The organism is Pelomonas caseinilytica (assembly GCF_021353235.1).
GTDB lineage: Bacteria > Pseudomonadota > Gammaproteobacteria > Burkholderiales > Burkholderiaceae_C > Pelomonas > Pelomonas caseinilytica.
In genome coordinates this window covers 429,209-448,049 of record NZ_JAJTWT010000004.1, presented here as the reverse complement: position 1 = coordinate 448,049, position 18,841 = coordinate 429,209, and the positions used below count along the sequence as shown (strand labels likewise).

Genomic DNA, 18,841 nt, shown 5'->3' with positions numbered 1-18,841 from the left:
TTGTTTGAATTCAGAAACCATGGCCGCAATCCGTGCAGAAGCGGGCGGCGCGTGGCAGGGTGACGCCGCAGGCCGGGCAACTCTTGTGCGTGCTGGCCATGTCGAAGCCGCATTCGTGGCAGAAGCGTCCGCCCTCGCTGGGCGTCTGGCAGTTGGGGCAAACCGAGCCGCCGCCCGAGGCGCCATAGCCGCCACCGCCGCCGCCCGTGGCCGCCTTGGTGGCGCATTCGCGGCAGGTGCCGGTGCCGGCGTTCCAGCATTCGCGGCCCACCCATTTGCGGCAGGTCTCGCAGCGCTCGTACAGCGGCGCGGCGGCGGCCATGGCTTCGGCCAGGGCTTCGCTCTTGGCGCTGCCACCGCCCGCCTCGGCAAAGGCGCCGGTTGCGCGGCTGGCCTTGTTGAGGTCGTAGAACATGAAGGCGAAGCGGCTCAGCCAGCCGGTGATCTGGCCCTTGCGGTAGGGCTTGAAGGCCGAGCGCGAGGTCTCGCCGCACTTCTCGCAGAAGAACTCGAACTGGAAGCCCGCCGACACGTCGCTCATCGACGTGCTGAGGTCGCGGTAGTTGGTCAGGGCCAAGGTCTGCTCCGGGACGGGGTCAGATCGGGGAGCCGATCGTCTTCATGGTGAAGGCGCGGGCCGTGCCTTGCGAGAGCGCCTTGGCCGCCGCCTGGCCGGCGTTGCCGCTCGAATAGTGCGCGGGCGGGTTCTTGTAGACGTAGGAGAGGGCGCCGAACTCGCAGGTCCACTCTTCCATCATTTCGGTCATCGTGTCGGTGACGGCGACCTGCAGCCGGTATTCCAGCAGCCGGATCTTCTGGATGTTGAAGACGAGCGAGGTGCCTTCGGCCACGGTCGCGGAGCGCCTGTGGATCGTCAGCGTGCCCGACGGGAAGATGTCGCCCGACTTCATCGAGTTGAGCATCTGCGTGCTGGCGATGTCCACACGCTTGGTGAACTTGAATTCGAAATTTCGATTGCGCTCGGCCTCGTCGATGGCCTGCTGGCGCGCCTGGTCCTCGAGCTGCTCGGCGGTCTGGGCGCGCTCGATGCCGCGGATCTCGTCGAGCGTCTGCTGATGCCGCTCGTTGATCGAGCTCATCTCCTGGTGGAATTGCCTGTCGGCGCGCCGCAGCGCGTCGCGGTCGGTCGGGTCGATCTTCGCGCGGTCCTTGATGAACTCGTCCAGAGCGTTCTTCTGCTCCCGCTCGGCGTCCTGCCAGGCATGCCTGGTGCGCAGGTCGACGCTGCCGCTGCGGTTGATCAGCTGTTCCTTGGCGCTGAAGGCATCGCGCCGGCTCTCGGCCTGCTTGGACTCGTCGGAGTTCGTGAGCGTCCACGACAGCGACTCGATCAGCACCTGCCCCTGGAAGAGGTGGGAGACGGCTTCGCCCGCCACCGGCACCCGGGTGGGCCGCAGCAGGATCAGGAAGATGTCGGCACCGGCGTCTGACATGACAGGGCGCTCACAGGGCGAGGGGGTGGAAGAACGGCGCCGTCGGCAGGTTGTCCTTGCCGAGGGTCTTCAGGTAGGTCATCTTGATGTTCTTGAAGTTGAGGACCCAGCTCTCGATGACTTGCTTGGACAGGCCGTCATCGCGCACTTCGAGGGCGCAGCTTTCGAAGTAGCCCTGCGTGGCCATGACGACGAAGCCGGGCTGGTGGATGGCACGGCCCTGCTGCTTGATGTGCAGCACGGTGATGGACGCGCTCACCACCGGCAAGTGGTTGTCCAGGCAGAAGTGCATCTGCGAGGAGCCGACGTCGAACCGCTTCTTGAAGCTCAACGGCTCCATCTGGATGGACACCGGCTTGCCCAGGCCCGCCATGGCCGCCGCCGCGCTCGCGACGCCGGCCATGCCGGTCTTCCTGGGCTTGGGGTCCTTCAGCGCACGCATGCCCCATTCGAAATCCAGGATCTCGACCGAGCCCTCGAAGCCCTCGAGCAGGCCCTCGCCCACCACCGGCCCGGCGCCGGTGATGAGCTGCATGAAGATGTTCGACTGGCTCATGTGGACCCCTCGTCCGGCGAATACGCCGGCCGGTCTTGCAGGCCGCGCTGCAGCTTGCGCCGCAGCCCTTCGCCAGGCACATGCCGCCCACCGGGCGCCATGTGTCCGGGCTCAGCCCCCGAGGGGACGGCGATGCTTGCTGCATTGAGCCGCAAGCACATCGCCAAGGCGGGCCGGCTTGGGGCGGCCCGGCGCTCGGCCCGCAAGGCGAACTCGAACGAGGGGTGCGTCATGGGGCTCAGGCCGAGGGCGAGGCGGTGCCGGCCGGGATGTCCCAGTTGTAGGTCTTGGGCGCGCCGAGCTTGCCGGTCTTGTTGTCCTGCGGCTTGTATTCGATCTTGACGGTCTTGAAGACCATCTCGACCTTCTGCGTGACCGAGCCCTCCTCGGTGCCGGCTTGCGACACCTTGGTGATGAAGCAGCCTTCCATGGTCATGGTGAAGTAGGTCTCCGGCGTGGCCGAGCCCGTGGTCTTCATCATCTGCAGCTCGACCTTGGGGAAGGCCTTGCCGGTGCAGATGTAGCCCATGATCACCGTCGACGAGGTGTCGAAGTAGTGCTCCCAGTTCATCTTGCCGGGGTTGGGCTTGCCGACGGAGGCGCCGCCGCCCTTGGTCCAGCTGGTTTCGGCTTCGATTTCCCAGTCCCAGCCCTGGATCTCGATCCACTTCTCCTTGCCCTTCTGGATGGACTCGCCATCGGCCTTGTCGAAGAAGGTGACGAATGCATTGACTGCCATGTTGATTCTCCTTTAGAGGTTCAGTGTGCGCGGGTGGTGGTGATGTGAGGCGACCCGTCCTGCTCCCGCGCGGGGCGAGCCCTCCGACCTGTTGGGTTCAGCTCGACTTTTCAGACGGCAGCTTGGAGACGAGGCGCAAGGACACGGTCAGGCCCTCGAGCTGGTAATGCGGCTTCAGGTAGAACTTGGACTGGTAGTAGCCCGGCGCGCCTTCCACCTCCTCGACCTCGACCTGGGCGGCCGCCAGCGGGCGCTTGGCCTTGGTCTCCTCCGAGGAGTTCATCGGGTCGCCGTCCACGTAGTTGAGGATCCAGCTGTTGAGCCAGTCCTCCATCGCGTCGCGCGACTTGAACGAGCCCACCTTGTCGCGCACGATGCACTTCAGGTAGTGGGCGAAGCGGTTGCAGGCGAAGAGGTAGGGCAGCCGGGCGGCGAGGGCGGCGTTGGCGGTGGCGTCCGGGTCGTCGTACTCGGCGGGCTTCTGCAGGGACTGGCCGCTGATGAAGGCGGCGAAGTCGCTGTTCTTGCGATGCACCATCGACAGGAAGCCGTTCTTGGACAGCTCGGCCTCGCGGCGGTCCGAGATGGCGATCTCGGTCGGGCACTTCATGTCCACGCCGCCGTCGTCGGTCGGGAAGCTGTGCGTCGGCAGGTTGGTGACCGCGCCGCCGGACTCGATGCCGCGGATGCGCGAGCACCAGCCGTACTGCTTGAACGAGCTGTTGATGTTGACCGCCATCGCGTAGGCGGCGTTGGACCAGGTGTACTTGCTGTGGTCGGCGCCCTCGGTGTCCTCCTCGAAGGCGAACTCGTCGACGGGGCTGGTCTTGGCGCCGTAAGGCACGCGCGACAGGAAGCGCGGCATGCACAGCGCCAGGTAGCGCGCGTCGTCTGACTCGCGCAGCGAGCGCCAGGCGGCGTACTCGGGCGTCGTGAAGATCTTGGTCAGGTCGCGCGGATTGGCCAGCTCCTGCCAGCTCTCCATCTGCATGACGCTGGGCGCCGCGCCGGTGACGAAGGGCGCATGCGCGGCGGCGGCCACCTTGGCCATCTCGCCCAGCAGCTCCACGTCGGGCGGCGTGTGGTCGAAGTGGTAGTCGCCCACCAGGCAGCCGTAGGGCTCGCCGCCGAACTGGCCGTACTCTTCCTCGTACAGGCGCTTGAAGATGGGGGACTGGTCCCAGGCCGTGCCCTTGAAGCGCTTGAGCGTCTTGCCCAGGTCCTGCTTGGACACGTTCATCACGCGGATCTTGAGCTGCTCGTCCGTCTCCGTGTTGTTGACGAGGTAGTGCAGGCCGCGCCACGCCGACTCCAGCTTCTGGAAGTCCTCGTGGTGGATGATGAGGTTGACCTGCTCCGTGAGCTTGGCGTCGATGGCCGCGATCATGGATTCGATGGTCTTGACGGCGTCGTCGCTGAGCAGCTCGGTGTTGGACAGGGCCTGCTGGGCCAGGGTCTGCACCGCCTGGGCCACCGCGCCGCGGGCCTCGTCGGTCTTGGGCTTGAATTCCTTGTTCAGCAGGGCTGCGAAGTCGTTGCCTTCGAAGGTCACGCCGGCCAGGGCCGATGCCGACTGTTCCGCTTGGGTCATGGTTGAAACTCCGGTCGTTTCTGTGAGGTTCGGGGCTGCGGCTTATTCAGCCTTGGGCGCGTCAGTCAGCGTCTTGAGCAGCGTGGGGTCGGCCAGCACCTTGGCGATGAGCTCGCCGGCGCCGGACTTGCCGTCCATGTAGGTGATGAGGTTGGAGAGCTGCTGGCGCGCTTCGAGCAGCTTGTTCAGGCCGTCGACCTTGCGGGCCACCGCGGCCGGCGAGAAGTCGTCCATGCTCTCGAAGGTGATGTCCACCGGCAGGTTGCCCTCGCCGGTCAGCGTGTTCTCGACCTGGAAGGCCACGCGCGGCTTCATCGACTTCATGCGCGAGTCGAAGTTGTCGACGTCGATCTCCAGGAACTTGCGGTCGGCCACCGGAGGCAGCGGGTCTTCCGGCTTGCCCGACAGGTCGGCCATCACGCCCATCACGAAGGGCAGCTGCACCTTCTTCTCGGCGCCGTACAGCTCCACGTCGTATTCGATCTGCACCCGCGGGGCCCGGTTGCGGGCGATGAATTTCTGGCTGCTCTTGCTCATCTCAATGCTCCTTGCGGACGGGATTCAGGGTTCAACGGCGCCGGGCCGTGGGGGCAAAACGGGGCGAGGGGCGGCGTGTCACGGGGACTCCAGGCTTTCCGGGTCCACGCCCAGCATGCGGGCCACCTCGTTGACGGCATCGGGTGCGAACTCGCGCACCAGCTGCAGGAAGTTGCGGTCGATCAGCCGCTGCGCACGGCGCAGCAGGTCGGCGGCGGGGTTGGTGGGCTCGTGCTTCTCGAGGTAGGCGCAGACCGCGTCGATGGCGCGCACCGCGTCGGCCCGGCTCTCGATGGACCCGAGGCCACCGCCGCCGCCACGGCGCCGCGACGGGGCGGGCGCATCGTCGGCACTGGCGTCCTCGATGCCCAGGTCGCCCAGCATGCCGGCGAGGTCGTCGGCATCCGCGCTGATGGTGGCCGCCTGCGGCGATACCGCGGCGACGCTGTCCAGCATGCTTCGCAGGGCCGAGAAGTCGGGCTGCTCGCCGTAGCCCAGGCGGGTGGACAGGCATTCCACCAGGGCGTCCAGCGCGGCGACCGCCTCGGCCACCTGGGTGCCGACCTGCGGGTTCTCGGCCACGGCGTCGGCCAGCATGTTCTCGATCTGGCCGCGCGAGGGCGTGGACTCGTCGTCCCGGGCGACCAGGTCGCCCATGGCGATCTCGATGTCGCGCACGCTGATCTGGCCGATGCCGCGGTCGTCCAGCACCAGGCTGGCGCGCACGTCGCCCAGCGTCGAGTCCAGGCTCGACAGCTCGCCCAGCACGTTGACGCGGGCATAGGCGTCGCCGTCGTCGGGCCGGGGGTGGAGCTCGTCCCACCAGCGCAGCAGCAGCTGCTCGAACAGGCGCAGGCCCTGGGCCAGCGCCGCGAACCCCTCCATGCGCAGACGGGCGCGCAGCCACAGGTTGGCCACGCGCAGGTCGCGGGTGCGGCCGTTCAGCTCCTCGGCCAGGCTGAGGACGGCCCGCCAGTCCGGCGGCTCGGCCGGGGCGAACTGGGTTTCGGGTTTGCCCGAGGCTGCCTGGGTCAGGGCCAGGAAGTCGTTGTCGTATTCCAGGTCGGGCCCGCAGGGGTCGTCCTCCGAAACCGGCTCCAGCCAGGGCGCCAGCGCGGGGTCAAGCGCCGGGTCGGCCGGTTCGTCGAAGGGCGAGGTGTCCATGGAGGTGGGAAGGAAGCTCGGGAGGGTGGTTGGGTGCTCGGCCGTTGAGTAACAGGGCCTGACGCTTAGTTCCCAGGCCCCTACCGCCGGGAACGGAATGGCGCTGCGCGACACTCAGCAACCTGGACGCGCGCGCGGCGCGTTCGCCGCCCAGCCCGCACGATGAACCCACCAGCCTCCAGCACCCCGGACGACAACGACGCGACCATCATCCGGCCCATCGGCCCCGCGCCCGCCGGCCCGGTGCCGGCGCTGCCCGCGGCGCTGGACGACGCGGCCACGGTCATCGCCCCACCGCCGGGCGCCGGCCCCGCCGGGCCGCCACCCGCCGCACGGCCGGACCGCCATGAAGGCGGCAACGCCCTGCCCGTGGGCAGCCGCCAGGCGGAGTTCGAGATCACCCGCGTGCTCGGCGAGGGCGGCTTCGGCATCGTCTACCTGGCGCGCGACCACCTGCTCGAGCGCATGGTGGCGCTGAAGGAATACATGCCCGCGGCCCTGGCCCTGCGCGGCGAGCACTCCCAGGTACGCGTGCGCTCCGAGCGCCACCGCGACACCTTCGAGGCCGGCCTCAAGAGCTTCATCAACGAGGCCCGGCTGCTGGCCCAGTTCGACCATCCCTCCCTCGTCAAGGTCTACCGTTTCTGGGAGGCCAACGGCACCGCCTTCATGGTCATGCCCTTCATCGAGGGCAAGACGCTGAAGGACACGCTGCGCGAAATGGGCGGGCCGCCCGGCGAGGACTGGCTGATGGCCATGCTCGCGCCGCTGACCGAGGCCCTGCTGGTGCTGCACGGCGAGCACTGCTACCACCGCGACATCGCGCCCGACAACATCATCCTGCTGCGCGGCAGCGGCATGCCGCTGCTGCTGGACTTCGGCGCCGCCCGCCGCGTCATCGGCGACATGACGCAGGCGCTGACCGTCATCCTCAAGCCGGGTTACGCGCCCATCGAGCAGTACGCCGAGGTGCCCAGCCTCAAGCAGGGGCCGTGGACCGACGTCTACGCGCTGGCGGCGGTCATCTACTGCGCCATCACGGGCCGCACCCCGCCGCCCAGCGTCGGCCGCATCGTCAAGGACGACTATGTGCCCCTGGCCCAGCTGGCCCAGGGCCGCTACAGCGAGCGCCTCGTGCAGGCCGTCGACCGCGCCCTGCAGGTCATGCCCGAACAGCGCATCGCCTCCATGGAAGCCTTCCGCGAGGCGCTGGGCCTGGGCGGCGTCGACGCGCCCAGGCCGAGCCAGATGGCCACGCTGATCCAGGCACCCGCGCCGGCGCCTACGCCGGCCGCCGCCGCGGCGCCGGCACCCGCGCGCGGCCGCGGGGCCCTGCTGGCCGGGCTCGGCCTGGCCGGAGTCGCCGCTGCCGGCGTGGCCGCCTACCTGCTGACCCGACCGCCCGCGCCGGCCGAGGGCACCGCCACCGCCGCCGTGCCGGCCGCGACGGCGCCCGCCCCCATTGCCGCTCCGGCTCCGGCCCCGGCGACCCCTCCCTTGGCTGCCGCCCCTGCGCCCGCCGACCTGCACGCCCAGTTCCTCGACCTGGTGGCCCACCACAGCCCGGGCTTCGACGTGCAGGCCCAGGCAGAGCGCACCGAACTGCGCATCGACCGCGACGAGCTGCGCTTCAGCGTCACCCCCTCGCGCGACGGCTATCTGTATGTGCTGATGGCCGGGCCCGACGGCAGCCTCACCCAGATCTACCCCAACGACAAGGCCCGCAACAACCGCGTCTCCGCCCGCCAGGCGGTGAAGCTGCCGCAATCGAGCTGGCCGCTCAAGGCCAGCGAGCCGGCCGGGCTGGAGGACTTCCTCGTCCTCGTCACCGCCGAGCCCCGCAGCTTCGCGCCCTGGGCGCTGGAGAAGGACCCGGCCTACGGCTTCCTGACCCTGCCCGCGCGCGGCCCGGCCACCGGCACTCCGGCCGGCGCCCCGAGCTGGCTGCTCGGCCAGCCGGACTGCGGCCGGCCCGCCTGCGCGGCGGAATTCGGCGCGGCGGTGTTCAGCCTGGAAGTGGTGCGTTAGCCCTTCCGGCGCCCCGCCTCGCGCAGGGCGGGGGAACCCGCTCGGCCTTGCGGTTACAGACAGGGGCCTGCCGGTCGCACCGCGGTGCGACCGGGCCTCCACGACGACTCTGGACCGCGTTCTGACCCCCACCCCCGCTCCGCTCGCCGTTCCGGCGACGACGCCCCGGCACCCCGGGCTGGACGCCTTCGTCGCGGCCGCCGCCGCGGGGCCCCTGCTCTGGGTGGCGCTGGTGGACGGGCAGGAGACGCTGTGCAGCGGCGCCACGCCCGCCGACGGCATCTCCGACCAGGTGGGGCGGCTCTTCGTGGTGGCGTTGCGCGAGCATTTCGGCGAGGCCGCCAGCGCCATCGCGGAGCGCGAGTGGCGCCTGGGCCTGCAGCCGCGCCGCCTGCTGCCCGCACGCACCGTGCGGCGGGCCGTGGCCTGTGCGGAATCGGCGCTCAGCCTGTTGCTGGCGCAGTCCAGCTTCCTGCTCTTCGAGTTCTCGGCCGTGCTGGGAGGTTGGCGCTTCCGCCGCGTCGCCGAGGGCCTGGGGCTGGACCCCTCCTCCCTGGGCCCGGAGCGCCGGGAGGCGTTGGACGTGATCCTGCGATCGGAGTTCCCGCCACCCTCCGCGGATGCCGAAGCCATAACGGCGAGGCTTCGCGCATTGTTGAGTCAGCCCGCGCACTGAAACCGGGTCGTGAAGTAGTTCACGGTGACGGGGGTTAACCCATGCCCGCAAACGCGGGGGTAGGGCGGGACAGCCATGTCGCCCCGCTGGCCGTGCCGGCGTCTGATCACACAAGGCGGTCATCGTGATCGCCGCCACCGCCCGGAGCCCGCGATGCAGTGCCTTCAGATCCGCCACCCCGCTGTTGCAGACCCTAACGTCATCTTCTCGGAGCTGTTCGGCGAACACCGCGACCGCCTGTACCGCTTCGTGCTCCGCCACATCGGCGACAGCACCGAGGCCGAGGAGCTGGCCCAGCAGGCCTTCGTGGAGGCGGCGCGCACCTTCGAGCACTTCCGCGGCGAGTCGCAGCTGTCAACCTGGCTCTACGGCATCGCGATGAACCTGGTGCGCAACCACCTGTCGCGGGCGCCGTCGCGCCTGTACCGCTTCGAGGACGAGACGGCGCTGGAGTCCACCCCTTGCGGCCAGGCCGACCCCGAGCAGCAATGCCACCTCAACCAGCTGATGCTGCTGCTGCAGACCGAGCTCGACGGCCTGATGCCCGAGATGCGCGAGGTGCTGCTGCTCGTCGCCATGGACGACATGAGCTACGAGGACGCCGCCGCCCTGCTGTCGGTGCCCATCGGCACGGTGCGCAGCCGCGTCTCCCGCGCACGCTCCCACCTGCGCACCCGCATGCAGGCCCGCGGCGCCCAACTGCCGTTCTGACGGGTCATTTGACCGGCATCGGTCGTTGCCCGGGATTCAGGGCAGGCGCAGCAGCACCTCCACCGGCAGGTGGTCCGACGGGTAGCGCCCCTGGCGCGAGTCGGTGAGCGCGCCCCAGCTCAGCGTCTCGATGCCGCGCGTGTGGAAGATGTGGTCGATGCGCTCTTCGGCGGGCAGTGGCGCATCGATGCGGAAGCCGTTGAACGTGCCCTCCGGGCCGTAGGGCGGCGTGCGGCTGGTGGCGCGCGCGTCGAGCAGTTCGCTCAGCAGGATCTGCACCGGCTCGCTGCCAGGCCCGCTGTTGAAATCGCCGATGACCAGCGTCGGGGCATCGCCGGCAATGCTGGCACGGCGGGCCAGCAGCAGCTTGGCCGATTCGCGCCGGGCGACGAGGCCTTCGTGGTCGAAGTGGGTGTTGAATACGTAGAACGGCCCGGCCTGCGGCGCGCGCCGATCGCGCAGCTCGACCCAGGTCGCAATGCGGTTGCAGCACCGGGCGTCCCACCCCTTGGAGGGCTTCTCCGGCGTCTCGCTCAGCCAGAAGGTGCCGCTGCGCAGCACCTCGAAGCGCTCCCGGCGGATGAACAGGGCGGCATGCTCGCCGCGTGCCGCGCCATCGTCGCGTCCGACGCCGACACGCTCGAAACCGGCGAGCTGCTCGAGGTCGGCGATCTGGTCCGGCAGCCCTTCCTGCGTGCCGAAGATGTCCCAGCCGTGATAGCGGATCAGCGCCAGCACCTGCGCGCGCCGTTGCGGCCAGGCGTTGATGCCGTCACTGGCGACATTCAGCCGCAGGTTGTAGGTGGCCAAGCGCCACGGTTCGCCGGCATGCGCGAGCTGCGGTGAGGCGGACAGGCAGAGGCAGGCCAGCAGGGCAAACAGGCGGTGCATATGGCGAAGGGCATCGTGGTCCAGGAGGCCAAAGCCTAAGCCAACCCTGAGGCCTGCTCCGAATCGGCCCTCTCACCTGCCCCGCCGGCGGATCAAGCCGTTCGGGGCAGCCAGCGCACCTCGCCGTCGCCGAGCACGGCCACCTCGGCGCCCTGACGGGCCAGTTCAGCGCGGTGCAGGGTCAGGGCCCCGGTCAGCCCGCCGAAGGCCGGCAGCACCAGGGCATGCGGCCAGCGGACGAAGCAGGGCCGGCGCAGACGGTCGCCCGCGCGGCTGGCGATGACGACGGCCGGATGCAGGTGTCCCGCCAGCGTGAAGCCGGGCGTGCCGGCAGCCGGAGGCTCGTGCGCGGCGGTGAACGGCCCGAGGGCCAGCGAACCGCTGACCGCCCGCAACGGCAGGCCGGCCGGGTGGATGCGCCGATCGTGGTTGCCCAGCACCAGCACGGTCTCGATCGCGGAGGCGAAGGTCGTCACGTCGGCGAGCAAGGCGGGCGTCAGGCCCTCGGCGCCGTGCCAGAAATCGCCCAGCACGACGAGGCGCTGCGCGCCGTGGAACTCGGCCAGGCTCCGCAGGCGGGCGAGCGTGCGGGCGCTGCTGCCGGCGGGCACGGGCTGGCCCTGGGCGCGGAAGGCCGCACCCTTGCCGAGGTGCAGGTCGGCCGCGAACAGGGTGCGCGCCGCCGGCCACCAGACGGCGCCGTCAGGCAGCAGCCACAGCGACTCCCCGGCCGCGTCCAGGCGCAGGCTCACCGCCGCCTCCGCCCTGATCTTTGCCCTGTCCGCCCGCCGCCGCGTGGCGCGGCCTTGTCGCCCTCCTGCCCGAAGGCCAGGCGCTCGCCCACGTCGCCGGGCGCGGTGCCGCCGCCCGCGGCGGCCTCCAGCTCGGCCAGCATGCGAGTCAGGCGCTGCGCCAGCGATTCGGTCGTGACCCGCTCGCGCAGCATCTCCACCAGCAGCGGGAAGGCCAGGGGCGACGTGCGCGCCGGGCGTTGCAGCTCCAGCGGCAGGGCGGCCAGGCGGTCCAGCGTGCGGGCCAGGGCGTCCACGTCCAGCTCGGCCGACAGCAGCTCCTCCTCGGCCTGGCGCAGCAGCCGGTTGCCCGGATCGTGCTGGCGGAAGACGTCGAAATACAGCGAGGCCGAGGCCTGCAGCTGGCGCTGGCTGCGCACCTCGCCAGGGTGGCTCTGGAAGATCAGCCCGGAGATGCGCGCGATCTGCCGGAAGCGCCGCCGCGCCAGCTCGCTGGCGTTGATGCTGGCGAGCACCTCCCCGCGCAGGGTCGCGCGGTCCACGGCGGCGAGCAGGCCGGGCAGGCGCGCGGCCCAGTCGACCTCGGTGGCGCTGAGCAGTTCCATGCCGTAGTCGTTGACCGCGACGGTGAAGGTGGCCGGCGTGTCTCGCCCGACCCGCCAGGCCAGCAGCCAGGCCAGGCCCAGGTGCACGGTGCGGCCGGCGAAGGGGTAGAGGAAGAGGTGGTGTCCGTCGGCCGAGGTCTGCACCTCCGCCAGCAGCCGCTGCGAGCCGGGCAGGGCCGACCACTCGGCCTGCAGCTTCAGCAGCGGCGCGACGAAGCGCATCTCGCGGTCGCCGTAGCGGCCCTGCGCCGCTTCGTCGAAGCGCTCCAGCATGGCGTCCGCCAGCGTGTCCGAGATGGGGAACTGGCCGCCGTTCCAGCGCGGCAGCAGGGCGCGGCCCGGCTTGGCGACGCGCACATAGGCCGTCAGGCCTTCGGTGCGCACCAGCTCCAGCGCCCGCCCGCCGAGCAGGAAGACGTCACCCGGCTTGAGCCTTGCGATGAAGTTTTCCTCCACCGTCGCGATGCGCCCGCCGGTGAGGAATTGCACGCTCATGACGGCGTCCGACACGATGGTGCCGATGTTGCTGCGGTGGCGCCGCGCGAGCCGCACGTCGGGCACGCGCCAGACGCCGTCGTCGTCGGGCACGACGCGCTGGAAGTCCGGGTAGGCGCGCAGGCTCTCGCCGCCGTGGCGCACGAAGGCCAGGGCCCATTGCCAGGCCTCGTCGGTGAGCATGCGGTAGGACGGCGCGGTGCGCACCTCGGCCAGCAGTTCGTCGGGCCGGAAGCCGCCGCCCAGCGCCACCGTCACGAGGTGCTGCACCAGCACGTCCAGCGGCGCCACGGGCGGCCGACGCGGCTCGATGCGGCCGGCCTGCACGGCGGCGCGCAGCGCCGAGGCCTCGACGATCTCCAGGCTGTGCGTGGGCACCATGGTGACCCTGGACCGGCGCCCCGGCGCATGGCCGCTGCGGCCGGCCCGCTGCAGCAGCCGGGCCACGCCCTTGGCCGAGCCGATCTGCAGCACCTGGTCCACCGGCAGGAAATCCACGCCCAGGTCGAGGCTGGCGGTGCAGACGACGCATTTGAGCTGACCCGACTTCATCGCCGCCTCCACCCAGCGGCGCAGTTCGGCGTCGATGGAGCCGTGGTGCAGGGCGATGGCGCCGGCCCAGTCGGGCCGCGCGTCGAGCAGGGCCTGGAACCAGCGCTCGCTCTGCGAGCGGGTGTTGGTGAAGACGAGGCTGCTGGCGGCCGAGTCGATCAGCTCGACGACGGCCGGCAGCATGGTCAGCCCCATGTGGCCGCCCCAGGCGAAGCGCTCGATGCGCGCGGGCAGCAGGGTCTCGATGGCGATCTTCTTGTCCTGCGCGCCGCGCACGATCACGGCCTGGGGCGCGAGCGTGTCCCGGGCCTCGTCCAGGTTGGCCAGCGTGGCGGACAGGCCCCAGGTCATGAGCCCGCGGTTCCAGCGCCGCAGCCGGGCCAGGGCCAGCTGCGCCTGCACGCCGCGCTTGGTGCCCAGCAGCTCGTGCCATTCGTCGACGACGACGAGGCGCACCCGGCTCAGGATGTCCGGCGCGTCGGCGCGCGACAGCATGAGGCTCAGCGACTCGGGCGTCGTGACGAGGGCGGTCGGCCAGCGGCGCTGCTGCGCGGCGCGCTCGGTGGAGGTGGTGTCGCCGGTGCGGGCGGCCAGCGTCCAGTGGGGCGCGAGGGCGGAGGCGGCGTCCTGCAGGGCGAGCAGGGTGTCATGGCTGAGGGCTCGCATGGGGGTCACCCAGAGCACGGTCAGCGGAGCCTCGGCGTCAGCGAAGGCCTGCAGCGCGCCGAGCCAGACGGCGAGGGTCTTGCCAGCGCCGGTGGTGGCGTGCAGCAGGCCCGATCGGCCCTGGCTCATTGCCTTCCAGACGGAGCGCTGGAAGGGGAAGGCTTTCCAGCCTTTGGCGTTGAGCCAGGCGGTGGTGGTGGCGGTCTTCATGCCGCGGGCCTTTTGAGGTTGCTTTTGCATCTAGCCTTTGCGACTCTCTGCACCGCCGCGGGAATCCGCCCCGCGAGGGCGGGTAACTTTCTTCTGTCGCGCCAGAAGAAAGTCACCAAAGAAGAGGCGCCATAAATCGAGGGCCCTGATGTGTTGAACGCCAAGAAGCGCCCCCAGGCGAACCGCTTCGCTCTCGCTGCTGTCCCTATCCCGAGCCCCATCCATCCACCGCCAGCCCGCCTAACGCGCGGCTGCACGCCGTGCTCACGAGTAGGAATACAAGCGCCGCTCGGGCGGCGCGTCGGGGCATGTGGTGGCTTCATTGGTGAGCCCGGCGTGCAGCCGGCGTTAACCGGCGCGAAGGTCCGATGGCTCGGGCTCTGGATAGGGACAGCGGCGAGAGCGAAGCGGGTCGCTTCTGGGACGGTCCGAGCTCTAAGCGCGTCAGGGCACCGGATTGAGGGCGCCTCTCTTTTGGTGACTTTCTTCTGGCGCGACAGAGAAAAGTTACCCGCCCGCCGGGGCGGACTCCCGGCTCGGTGCACCGAGTCGAAAGGCTCCATGCAAGAGCGCCCAACAACACAGCGCACCGAGCCGAAAGGCTCAAAGCAAAAACAACCATCGTCAGCGCGCCCCCCTCACCCCACCACCTCCATCAACGCCCTCAACGAATCCAGCGTATCCGCCTCATGCAAAGGCTTGTCCTCCCGGATCCTCAGCATCCGCGGAAACCTCACCGCGATGCCGCTCTTGTGCCGCGTGCTCGCCTGGATGCCCTCGAAGCCCAGCTCGAACACCAGCGTCGGCCGGACCCGCCGTACCGGCCCGAACTTCTCCACCGTCGTCTGCCGCACCACCCGGTCCACGCGCTTGATCTCCTCGTCGGTCAGCCCCGAATAGGCCTTGGCGAAGGGCACCAGCGCCAGGGCGCTGACGCTGCCGTCGAGCGCCGCCTGCGCCTCGGCGGCATCGCGCGGCGACCGGCTCCACACCGCGAAGCTGTAGTCGGTGTAGAGGCTGGCGCGGCGGCCGTGGCCGGCCTGGGCGTAGATCAGCACGGCGTCCACGCTCAGCGGCGCGATCTTCCACTTCCACCAAGCGCTGCCCGTGCGACCGATCCCATAGGGCGAGTCGCGGTGCTTGAGCATCAGCCCCTCGACGCGCCGCTCGCGCGAGCCCTCGCGCGCCGTCGCGAGGCCGGGCCAGTCGGCGGCCTCCACCAGCGGCGAGGTCGTGATGCCCAGGGCCTCCAGCCGCGCGCGCCGCAGGTGCATCGGCTCGTGCCGACGGTCCACGCCTTCGCTTTCGAGCAGGTCGTAGGCCAACAGCCGAACCGGTGCCTCGGCCAAGATGGCCTTGGACAGCTTGGTTCGGCCGATGCGCTTTTGCAGCAGGGCGAAGGGTGCGGGACCGGCTTCGCCCGGCAGCCAGGCCAGCAGTTCTCCATCCACCACCGTGCCATCGGGCCAGGTGGCGGCCTCCGCCAGCACTTCAGGGAAGCGCTCGGTGACGAGTTCCTCGCCGCGCGACCAGATCCACACCTGCCCGCCACGCTTGACGACCTGGGCGCGGATGCCGTCGTACTTCCACTCGGCCAGCCAGTCGCTCCTGGCGCCGAGTTCAGCCGGGTCGCCCGGCAGCGGATGCGCCAGGAAGAAAGGGTAGGGCTGGCCGCCGCGTGCGCCGTCCTCAGGCTCCCGCAGCAGGGCCAGGAAGCGCTCGGCCGTCGGCGGCGTGTCGATGTCCGTGTAGCCCATCATGCGCTGGGCGATGCCGGCGGCATCCGCGCCCGACCATTCGGCCAGCGCCCGCTGCACCAGCAGCTTGCTGACGCCAACGCGAAAGCCGCCGCCGACGAGCTTGACGAACATGAAGCGCTCGTCCGCAGACAGGCCGTTCCAGGCGGCCAGCACCGCCTCGCGCCGGGCGGCAGCGTCCAGGGCGCGCAGCGGCAGGATGCGCCCCTGCATCCAGTCCGCCAGCGGCTCGTCCAGCCGGTCTGCCGGGTCGGGCAGCACGTAGGCGATGGCCTCGGCGAGGTCGCCCGTGGCAGCGTAGCCCGCCTCGAACAGCCACTCCGGCAGGCCGGCCGCCTCGCAGGCCAGGGCGCGCAGTTCGTTGGTGGGCACGGCCCGCCTTGGCGTGCCGCCGGCCAGCAGGTAGACGGCCCAGGCCGCGTCGCGAGCGGGCGCCTGGGCGAGGTAGCGCTTGAGGGCTGCGACCTTGGCGAGCGTGGAGGTGCTGGCGTCCAGCGCGAGGTAGAGGGCGACGAAGCGCTTCATGCCTCGCCCTCGCCGGCCTGCGCCTCGTCGCCGTACTCGGTCGCGAAGGCCTCGGCGCGCAGGCCGAGTTCGCTCAGATAGCGCACCAGGGCGCCTTCGTCGCCGTGCGTGACGATGACCCGCTCGGTGCCGGTGGCGCGGATGGCCGACAGCAGGCCCGGCCAGTCGGCGTGGTCGCTGAAGACGAAGCCGCGATCGACGCTGCGCCGCCGCCGCGCGCCGCGCAGGCGCATCCAGCCGCTGGCGAAGGCGTCGCCATGCGGGCCCAGGGCGCGCGCCCAGCGGCTGTCCTGAACCGCCGGCGGCGCGATGACGAGGGCGCCGCGCAGCGCCTTGAACGAGGTCTCTGGCGTGACCGTCTCGGCCGCGGGCAGGGCGACGCCGGCGTCTCGATAGGCTGCGTTCAGGCGCGCGACGGCGGCGTGCACGAGCACCGGGCCCGGCGCATCGGCCGTGGCCAGCCCGGCGAGCAGTCGCTGCGCCTTGCCGAGGCTGTAACCCATCAGCAGCGCATGCCGGCCCTCGGCCGCGCACGCCGCCCACCACGCGCGCATTTCGGCCAGCACCTCCTGCTGAGGCGCCCAGCGGTAGATGGGCAGGCCGAAGGTACTTTCGGTGACGAAGCAGTCGCAGCGCACCGGTTCGAAGGGCGCGCAGGTGGTGTTGACGTCGCCGGCCCCACTGACGAAGTAATCACCCGACACGACCCAGACCTCGCCGCGATGCTCGATGCGGACCTGCGCGGAACCGAGGACGTGGCCGGCGGGATGCAGGCTCAGCGTCACGTCGCCGATGCGGCGGGGCTCGCCATAGGCCAGGCCTTCGAGGGTCGCGTCGTCACCCAGGCGCGAACGCATCAGGCCGAGGGCGTCGCGCTGGGCGAGATAGGCGCCATGGCCCGGCCGGCAGTGGTCGGCATGGGCGTGCGTGACGACGGCCCGGTCCACCGGCAACCAGGGATCGATGTAGAAGCCTCCGGCGTCGCAGTAAAGGCCTTCCGGGCGGCGCGTGACCAGATCGGGCATCGCCACAGTGTGCCCAATGCCTCGATGCCCACGTGCGCATCGCGCCGACGGCCTGCGCGCTGCCGGGGGCTGCGACGACGCGGCTTCGAGGCCCTGGCCGACAACCTCTCGCCCGCCGCCGTGCTCCCGCCTGCCTCGCCCTGGCGAGCACCTTGCCCGGACCAGGAAAATCGTGCTACACTTTCAGCTTCAGTCGCGGGGTGGAGCAGTCTGGTAGCTCGTTGGGCTCATAACCCAAAGGTCGTCGGTTCAAATCCGGCCCCCGCAACCACTTTCAGAGACCCGCCGAGTAGCAGTAGCCGCTCGGCGGGTTTTTCAATTTCGGCCCTGGTTGCGCCCGTGTCGGCGTCGCGGCCCATCTGCACCGGGCCGAGCATGTCGGCCAGCAGTTGCCGCGTGCGGTCGCGGTCGGTGTCTTCCTCGAGGACTCGCTGCAGCTCCAGCACCTGGCGCCGGTAGCGCGCCAACACGTCGTCGATGACCTGGCCAGGGCCGGCCGCGGCTTGGTCGACGAGCTGGCGCAGCCGCGTGCGCTCGGCCTCGGCGGCGCGAAGCCGCTGCTGCGGCGCCGGGCTGATGCCCATCGCGGCGATGGCCTCCACCAGGCGGCCGATCTCGGCTTCCAGCGTCTTGAGCAGGCGAGGCGCTGTGGCGACCTCGCCCGTCGCTTCGCGCTGCATGTCGGCGAGGAGTGCAGCGACTTCACGCTGCAGCAGCGACATCGCGTCGGGGCTCAGCAGGTCATCGCGCACCTCGGCCAGCAGTCGCTTGTCGAGCACGTCGCGCCCGATGGTCACCGACGACGCGCACACGGCCGCGCCGCGGTCCCGGTGGGCGCTGCAGCCGTAGCGCTTGGGATTGATCGCCGTGAAAGCCGCACCGCAGGCGTAGCACCGGAGCATGCCGGCGAACAGCGTGCGCGGGATGGCGCCCTTGCCGGTGCGCGTGCCGCGCGCGGGGCCACGTCGTGCGCGGTCCTGCACGCACCGCCACAGCTCATCGCTCACGATGCGCAGCTCGGGCTCCTCGCGGGTCTGCCACTCCGCCGGCGGGCGCTCGACATAGCGGCGCTTCCCCGTCTCCGGGTCTTTCTGCCACTGCCGCCGGTTCCACACCACGTGGCCGATGTACAGCACGTCGAAGCGCTTGGCGAGGGCGTCGGCCATCAGCGCCTTGCCGCCGGCGCGCATCGCCAGCGGCGTCGAGCCGCTGACGCCTTCGTCAGTGAGTAGGGGACGCGGCGCAGGTTGGCCTCCCGGCCGCAGTCGTTCAGGCGGAGAAGAGTTCGACGCCGGCCGCGCGCGCCGCGGTCTTCAGTCCACCATCCAGGGTAGCGAGCTTGGCGCCCGTGGCGAGTGCCAGCGCCAGATACACGGCGTCATAGCCTTGAACGTGCCGGCGCACGGCGAAGCGCACCAGGCCCGAGACGGTGGACAGCTGATCCAGGTAGCGGACGCCGATCATGTCGATGGTCTCGCCGTACTCTGCAACCAGGGCCTCGCCCCAGCGCTTGGTGCGCCCGATCTTCAACAGCCGGTAGCTGCATTCCTGCGCCATGAGCATGGGCGCGATCAGCTCTTCGTCGCCTTCCAGCTTCGCGGCGGCCACATCCGCCGCGTACTGGTGATTGACCTCCGATTCGTCCAGCACCCAGGCGAGCGCGACGGAGGCATCAACGACGATCACGGTCTTCGCGGAGCTGCTCGACGATGCTCTTCTGGCCCTTCTTCAGGGTCCGGCGAGGATGCTTGGCATAGAACGCGTCCAGCCTTGCCCGAATCTCTTCCGAGGTCAGGCGCGGCGCGCTGCTGGGCACCTCGTAGAAACCGATGCCCTCGACCTTTTTCAGGCCGATAGGCTTGGGTTTGGCACGGCTCTTGGCTAAGAGAACGCTTTTCATACGTGCG

Annotated in this window: 18 protein-coding genes and 1 tRNA gene; 4 read left to right on the top strand and 15 right to left on the bottom strand. The window is 70.4% G+C overall.

Translation table 11 applies throughout. The features are described from left to right. Positions 1–10: 10 nt before the first annotated feature. The 7 genes from LXT12_RS12655 to tssA form a co-directional block, all read right to left on the bottom strand. Positions 11–577 (bottom strand): double zinc ribbon domain-containing protein, encoded by a 567-nt coding sequence (locus tag LXT12_RS12655; protein WP_233392540.1) that lies wholly within the window; start codon positions 575–577, stop codon positions 11–13. A gap of 19 nt (positions 578–596) precedes the next feature. Then, positions 597–1,454, bottom strand: a complete 858-nt coding sequence (locus tag LXT12_RS12650) for a type VI secretion system tube protein Hcp (RefSeq protein ID WP_233392539.1) — start codon at positions 1,452–1,454, stop codon at positions 597–599. Between the two features lie 10 nt (positions 1,455–1,464). Further along, positions 1,465–2,010: a hypothetical protein gene (locus LXT12_RS12645; protein ID WP_233392538.1), complete on the bottom strand. Its 546-nt coding sequence runs from the start codon at positions 2,008–2,010 to the stop codon at positions 1,465–1,467. Between the two features lie 238 nt (positions 2,011–2,248). Beyond that, a complete protein-coding gene (locus tag LXT12_RS12640; protein WP_233392537.1) occupies positions 2,249–2,749 on the bottom strand; it encodes an Hcp family type VI secretion system effector in 501 nt (166 codons plus the stop codon). Positions 2,750–2,846: 97 nt separating this feature from the next. Then, positions 2,847–4,340, bottom strand: coding sequence for a type VI secretion system contractile sheath large subunit (gene tssC / locus LXT12_RS12635; RefSeq protein WP_233392536.1), 1,494 nt, complete (start codon positions 4,338–4,340; stop codon positions 2,847–2,849). Between the two features lie 42 nt (positions 4,341–4,382). Next, complete coding sequence (tssB, locus tag LXT12_RS12630) at positions 4,383–4,877, bottom strand: type VI secretion system contractile sheath small subunit (protein WP_233392535.1); 495 nt, start codon at positions 4,875–4,877, stop codon at positions 4,383–4,385. Between the two features lie 78 nt (positions 4,878–4,955). Then, positions 4,956–6,041, bottom strand: coding sequence for a type VI secretion system protein TssA (gene tssA, locus LXT12_RS12625; protein ID WP_233392534.1), 1,086 nt, complete (start codon positions 6,039–6,041; stop codon positions 4,956–4,958). 162 nt (positions 6,042–6,203) lie between these two features. On the opposite strand from tssA, the gene LXT12_RS12620 reads away from it, so the two are divergent. The 3 genes from LXT12_RS12620 to LXT12_RS12610 all read left to right on the top strand — a co-directional run bounded on the left by LXT12_RS12620 (position 6,204) and on the right by LXT12_RS12610 (position 9,456). Beyond that, positions 6,204–8,069 carry a serine/threonine protein kinase gene (locus LXT12_RS12620; RefSeq protein ID WP_233392533.1) on the top strand — a complete coding sequence of 622 codons (1,866 nt, stop codon included), beginning with the start codon at positions 6,204–6,206 and terminating at the stop codon, positions 8,067–8,069. A 223-nt stretch (positions 8,070–8,292) separates the two neighbouring features. Beyond that, positions 8,293–8,745, top strand: a complete 453-nt coding sequence (locus LXT12_RS12615) for a hypothetical protein (RefSeq protein ID WP_233392532.1) — start codon at positions 8,293–8,295, stop codon at positions 8,743–8,745. 153 nt (positions 8,746–8,898) lie between these two features. Next, positions 8,899–9,456, top strand: a complete 558-nt coding sequence (locus LXT12_RS12610; protein WP_233392531.1) for an RNA polymerase sigma factor — start codon at positions 8,899–8,901, stop codon at positions 9,454–9,456. Positions 9,457–9,492: 36 nt separating this feature from the next. On the opposite strand, the gene LXT12_RS12605 is transcribed toward LXT12_RS12610, so the two are convergent. From LXT12_RS12605 to LXT12_RS12585, 5 genes are all read right to left on the bottom strand, one after another. Continuing rightward, positions 9,493–10,347, bottom strand: coding sequence for an endonuclease/exonuclease/phosphatase family protein (locus LXT12_RS12605; RefSeq protein ID WP_233392530.1), 855 nt, complete (start codon positions 10,345–10,347; stop codon positions 9,493–9,495). 92 nt (positions 10,348–10,439) lie between these two features. Then, entirely contained in the window at positions 10,440–11,099 is a 660-nt protein-coding gene (pdeM, locus tag LXT12_RS12600; protein WP_233392529.1) for a ligase-associated DNA damage response endonuclease PdeM, read from the bottom strand. Next, positions 11,096–13,627 carry a ligase-associated DNA damage response DEXH box helicase gene (locus LXT12_RS12595; protein WP_233392528.1) on the bottom strand — a complete coding sequence of 844 codons (2,532 nt, stop codon included), beginning with the start codon at positions 13,625–13,627 and terminating at the stop codon, positions 11,096–11,098. Before LXT12_RS12595 ends, pdeM begins: the two co-directional genes overlap by 4 nt. Before the next feature lie 638 nt (positions 13,628–14,265). Next, a complete protein-coding gene (locus tag LXT12_RS12590; RefSeq protein WP_233392527.1) occupies positions 14,266–15,909 on the bottom strand; it encodes an ATP-dependent DNA ligase in 1,644 nt (547 codons plus the stop codon). Then, on the bottom strand, positions 15,906–16,934 hold the full coding sequence (locus LXT12_RS12585; RefSeq protein WP_233392526.1) for a ligase-associated DNA damage response exonuclease: 1,029 nt from the start codon (positions 16,932–16,934) through the stop codon (positions 15,906–15,908). The genes LXT12_RS12590 and LXT12_RS12585 overlap by 4 nt, the downstream gene beginning before the upstream one ends. Before the next feature lie 194 nt (positions 16,935–17,128). On the opposite strand from LXT12_RS12585, the gene LXT12_RS12580 reads away from it, so the two are divergent. Further along, positions 17,129–17,205, top strand: a tRNA-Met gene (locus LXT12_RS12580). Here the strand turns inward: LXT12_RS12580 and LXT12_RS27130 are convergent. From LXT12_RS27130 to LXT12_RS12565, 3 genes are all read right to left on the bottom strand, one after another. Continuing rightward, a complete protein-coding gene (locus LXT12_RS27130; RefSeq protein WP_419964772.1) occupies positions 17,162–18,100 on the bottom strand; it encodes a recombinase zinc beta ribbon domain-containing protein in 939 nt (312 codons plus the stop codon). The two genes, LXT12_RS12580 and LXT12_RS27130, sit on opposite strands and share 44 nt — an antisense overlap. Before the next feature lie 103 nt (positions 18,101–18,203). Then, entirely contained in the window at positions 18,204–18,620 is a 417-nt protein-coding gene (locus tag LXT12_RS12570) for a type II toxin-antitoxin system VapC family toxin (RefSeq protein WP_233392523.1), read from the bottom strand. Then, on the bottom strand, positions 18,607–18,834 hold the full coding sequence (locus tag LXT12_RS12565) for a hypothetical protein (RefSeq protein WP_233392521.1): 228 nt from the start codon (positions 18,832–18,834) through the stop codon (positions 18,607–18,609). The genes LXT12_RS12570 and LXT12_RS12565 overlap by 14 nt, the downstream gene beginning before the upstream one ends. Positions 18,835–18,841: the final 7 nt, after the last annotated feature.

Excerpts from the sequence above, each read along its gene's own strand:
- LXT12_RS12590 (WP_233392527.1), bottom strand. The coding sequence starts at position 15,909 with ATGAAGCGCTTCGTCGCCCTCTACCTCGCGCTGGACGCCAGCACCTCC.
- tssC (WP_233392536.1), bottom strand. The coding sequence starts at position 4,340 with ATGACCCAAGCGGAACAGTCGGCATCGGCCCTGGCCGGCGTGACCTTC.
- LXT12_RS27130 (WP_419964772.1), bottom strand. The coding sequence starts at position 18,100 with ATGGCCGACGCCCTCGCCAAGCGCTTCGACGTGCTGTACATCGGCCAC.
- LXT12_RS12620 (WP_233392533.1), top strand. The coding sequence starts at position 6,204 with ATGAACCCACCAGCCTCCAGCACCCCGGACGACAACGACGCGACCATC.
- LXT12_RS12565 (WP_233392521.1), bottom strand. The coding sequence starts at position 18,834 with ATGAAAAGCGTTCTCTTAGCCAAGAGCCGTGCCAAACCCAAGCCTATC.
- LXT12_RS12605 (WP_233392530.1), bottom strand. The coding sequence starts at position 10,347 with ATGCACCGCCTGTTTGCCCTGCTGGCCTGCCTCTGCCTGTCCGCCTCA.
- LXT12_RS12585 (WP_233392526.1), bottom strand. The coding sequence starts at position 16,934 with ATGCCCGATCTGGTCACGCGCCGCCCGGAAGGCCTTTACTGCGACGCC.
- LXT12_RS12640 (WP_233392537.1), bottom strand. The coding sequence starts at position 2,749 with ATGGCAGTCAATGCATTCGTCACCTTCTTCGACAAGGCCGATGGCGAG.
- tssB (WP_233392535.1), bottom strand. The coding sequence starts at position 4,877 with ATGAGCAAGAGCAGCCAGAAATTCATCGCCCGCAACCGGGCCCCGCGG.
- LXT12_RS12650 (WP_233392539.1), bottom strand. The coding sequence starts at position 1,454 with ATGTCAGACGCCGGTGCCGACATCTTCCTGATCCTGCTGCGGCCCACC.
- LXT12_RS12595 (WP_233392528.1), bottom strand. The coding sequence starts at position 13,627 with ATGAAGACCGCCACCACCACCGCCTGGCTCAACGCCAAAGGCTGGAAA.
- LXT12_RS12645 (WP_233392538.1), bottom strand. The coding sequence starts at position 2,010 with ATGAGCCAGTCGAACATCTTCATGCAGCTCATCACCGGCGCCGGGCCG.
- tssA (WP_233392534.1), bottom strand. The coding sequence starts at position 6,041 with ATGGACACCTCGCCCTTCGACGAACCGGCCGACCCGGCGCTTGACCCC.
- LXT12_RS12610 (WP_233392531.1), top strand. The coding sequence starts at position 8,899 with ATGCAGTGCCTTCAGATCCGCCACCCCGCTGTTGCAGACCCTAACGTC.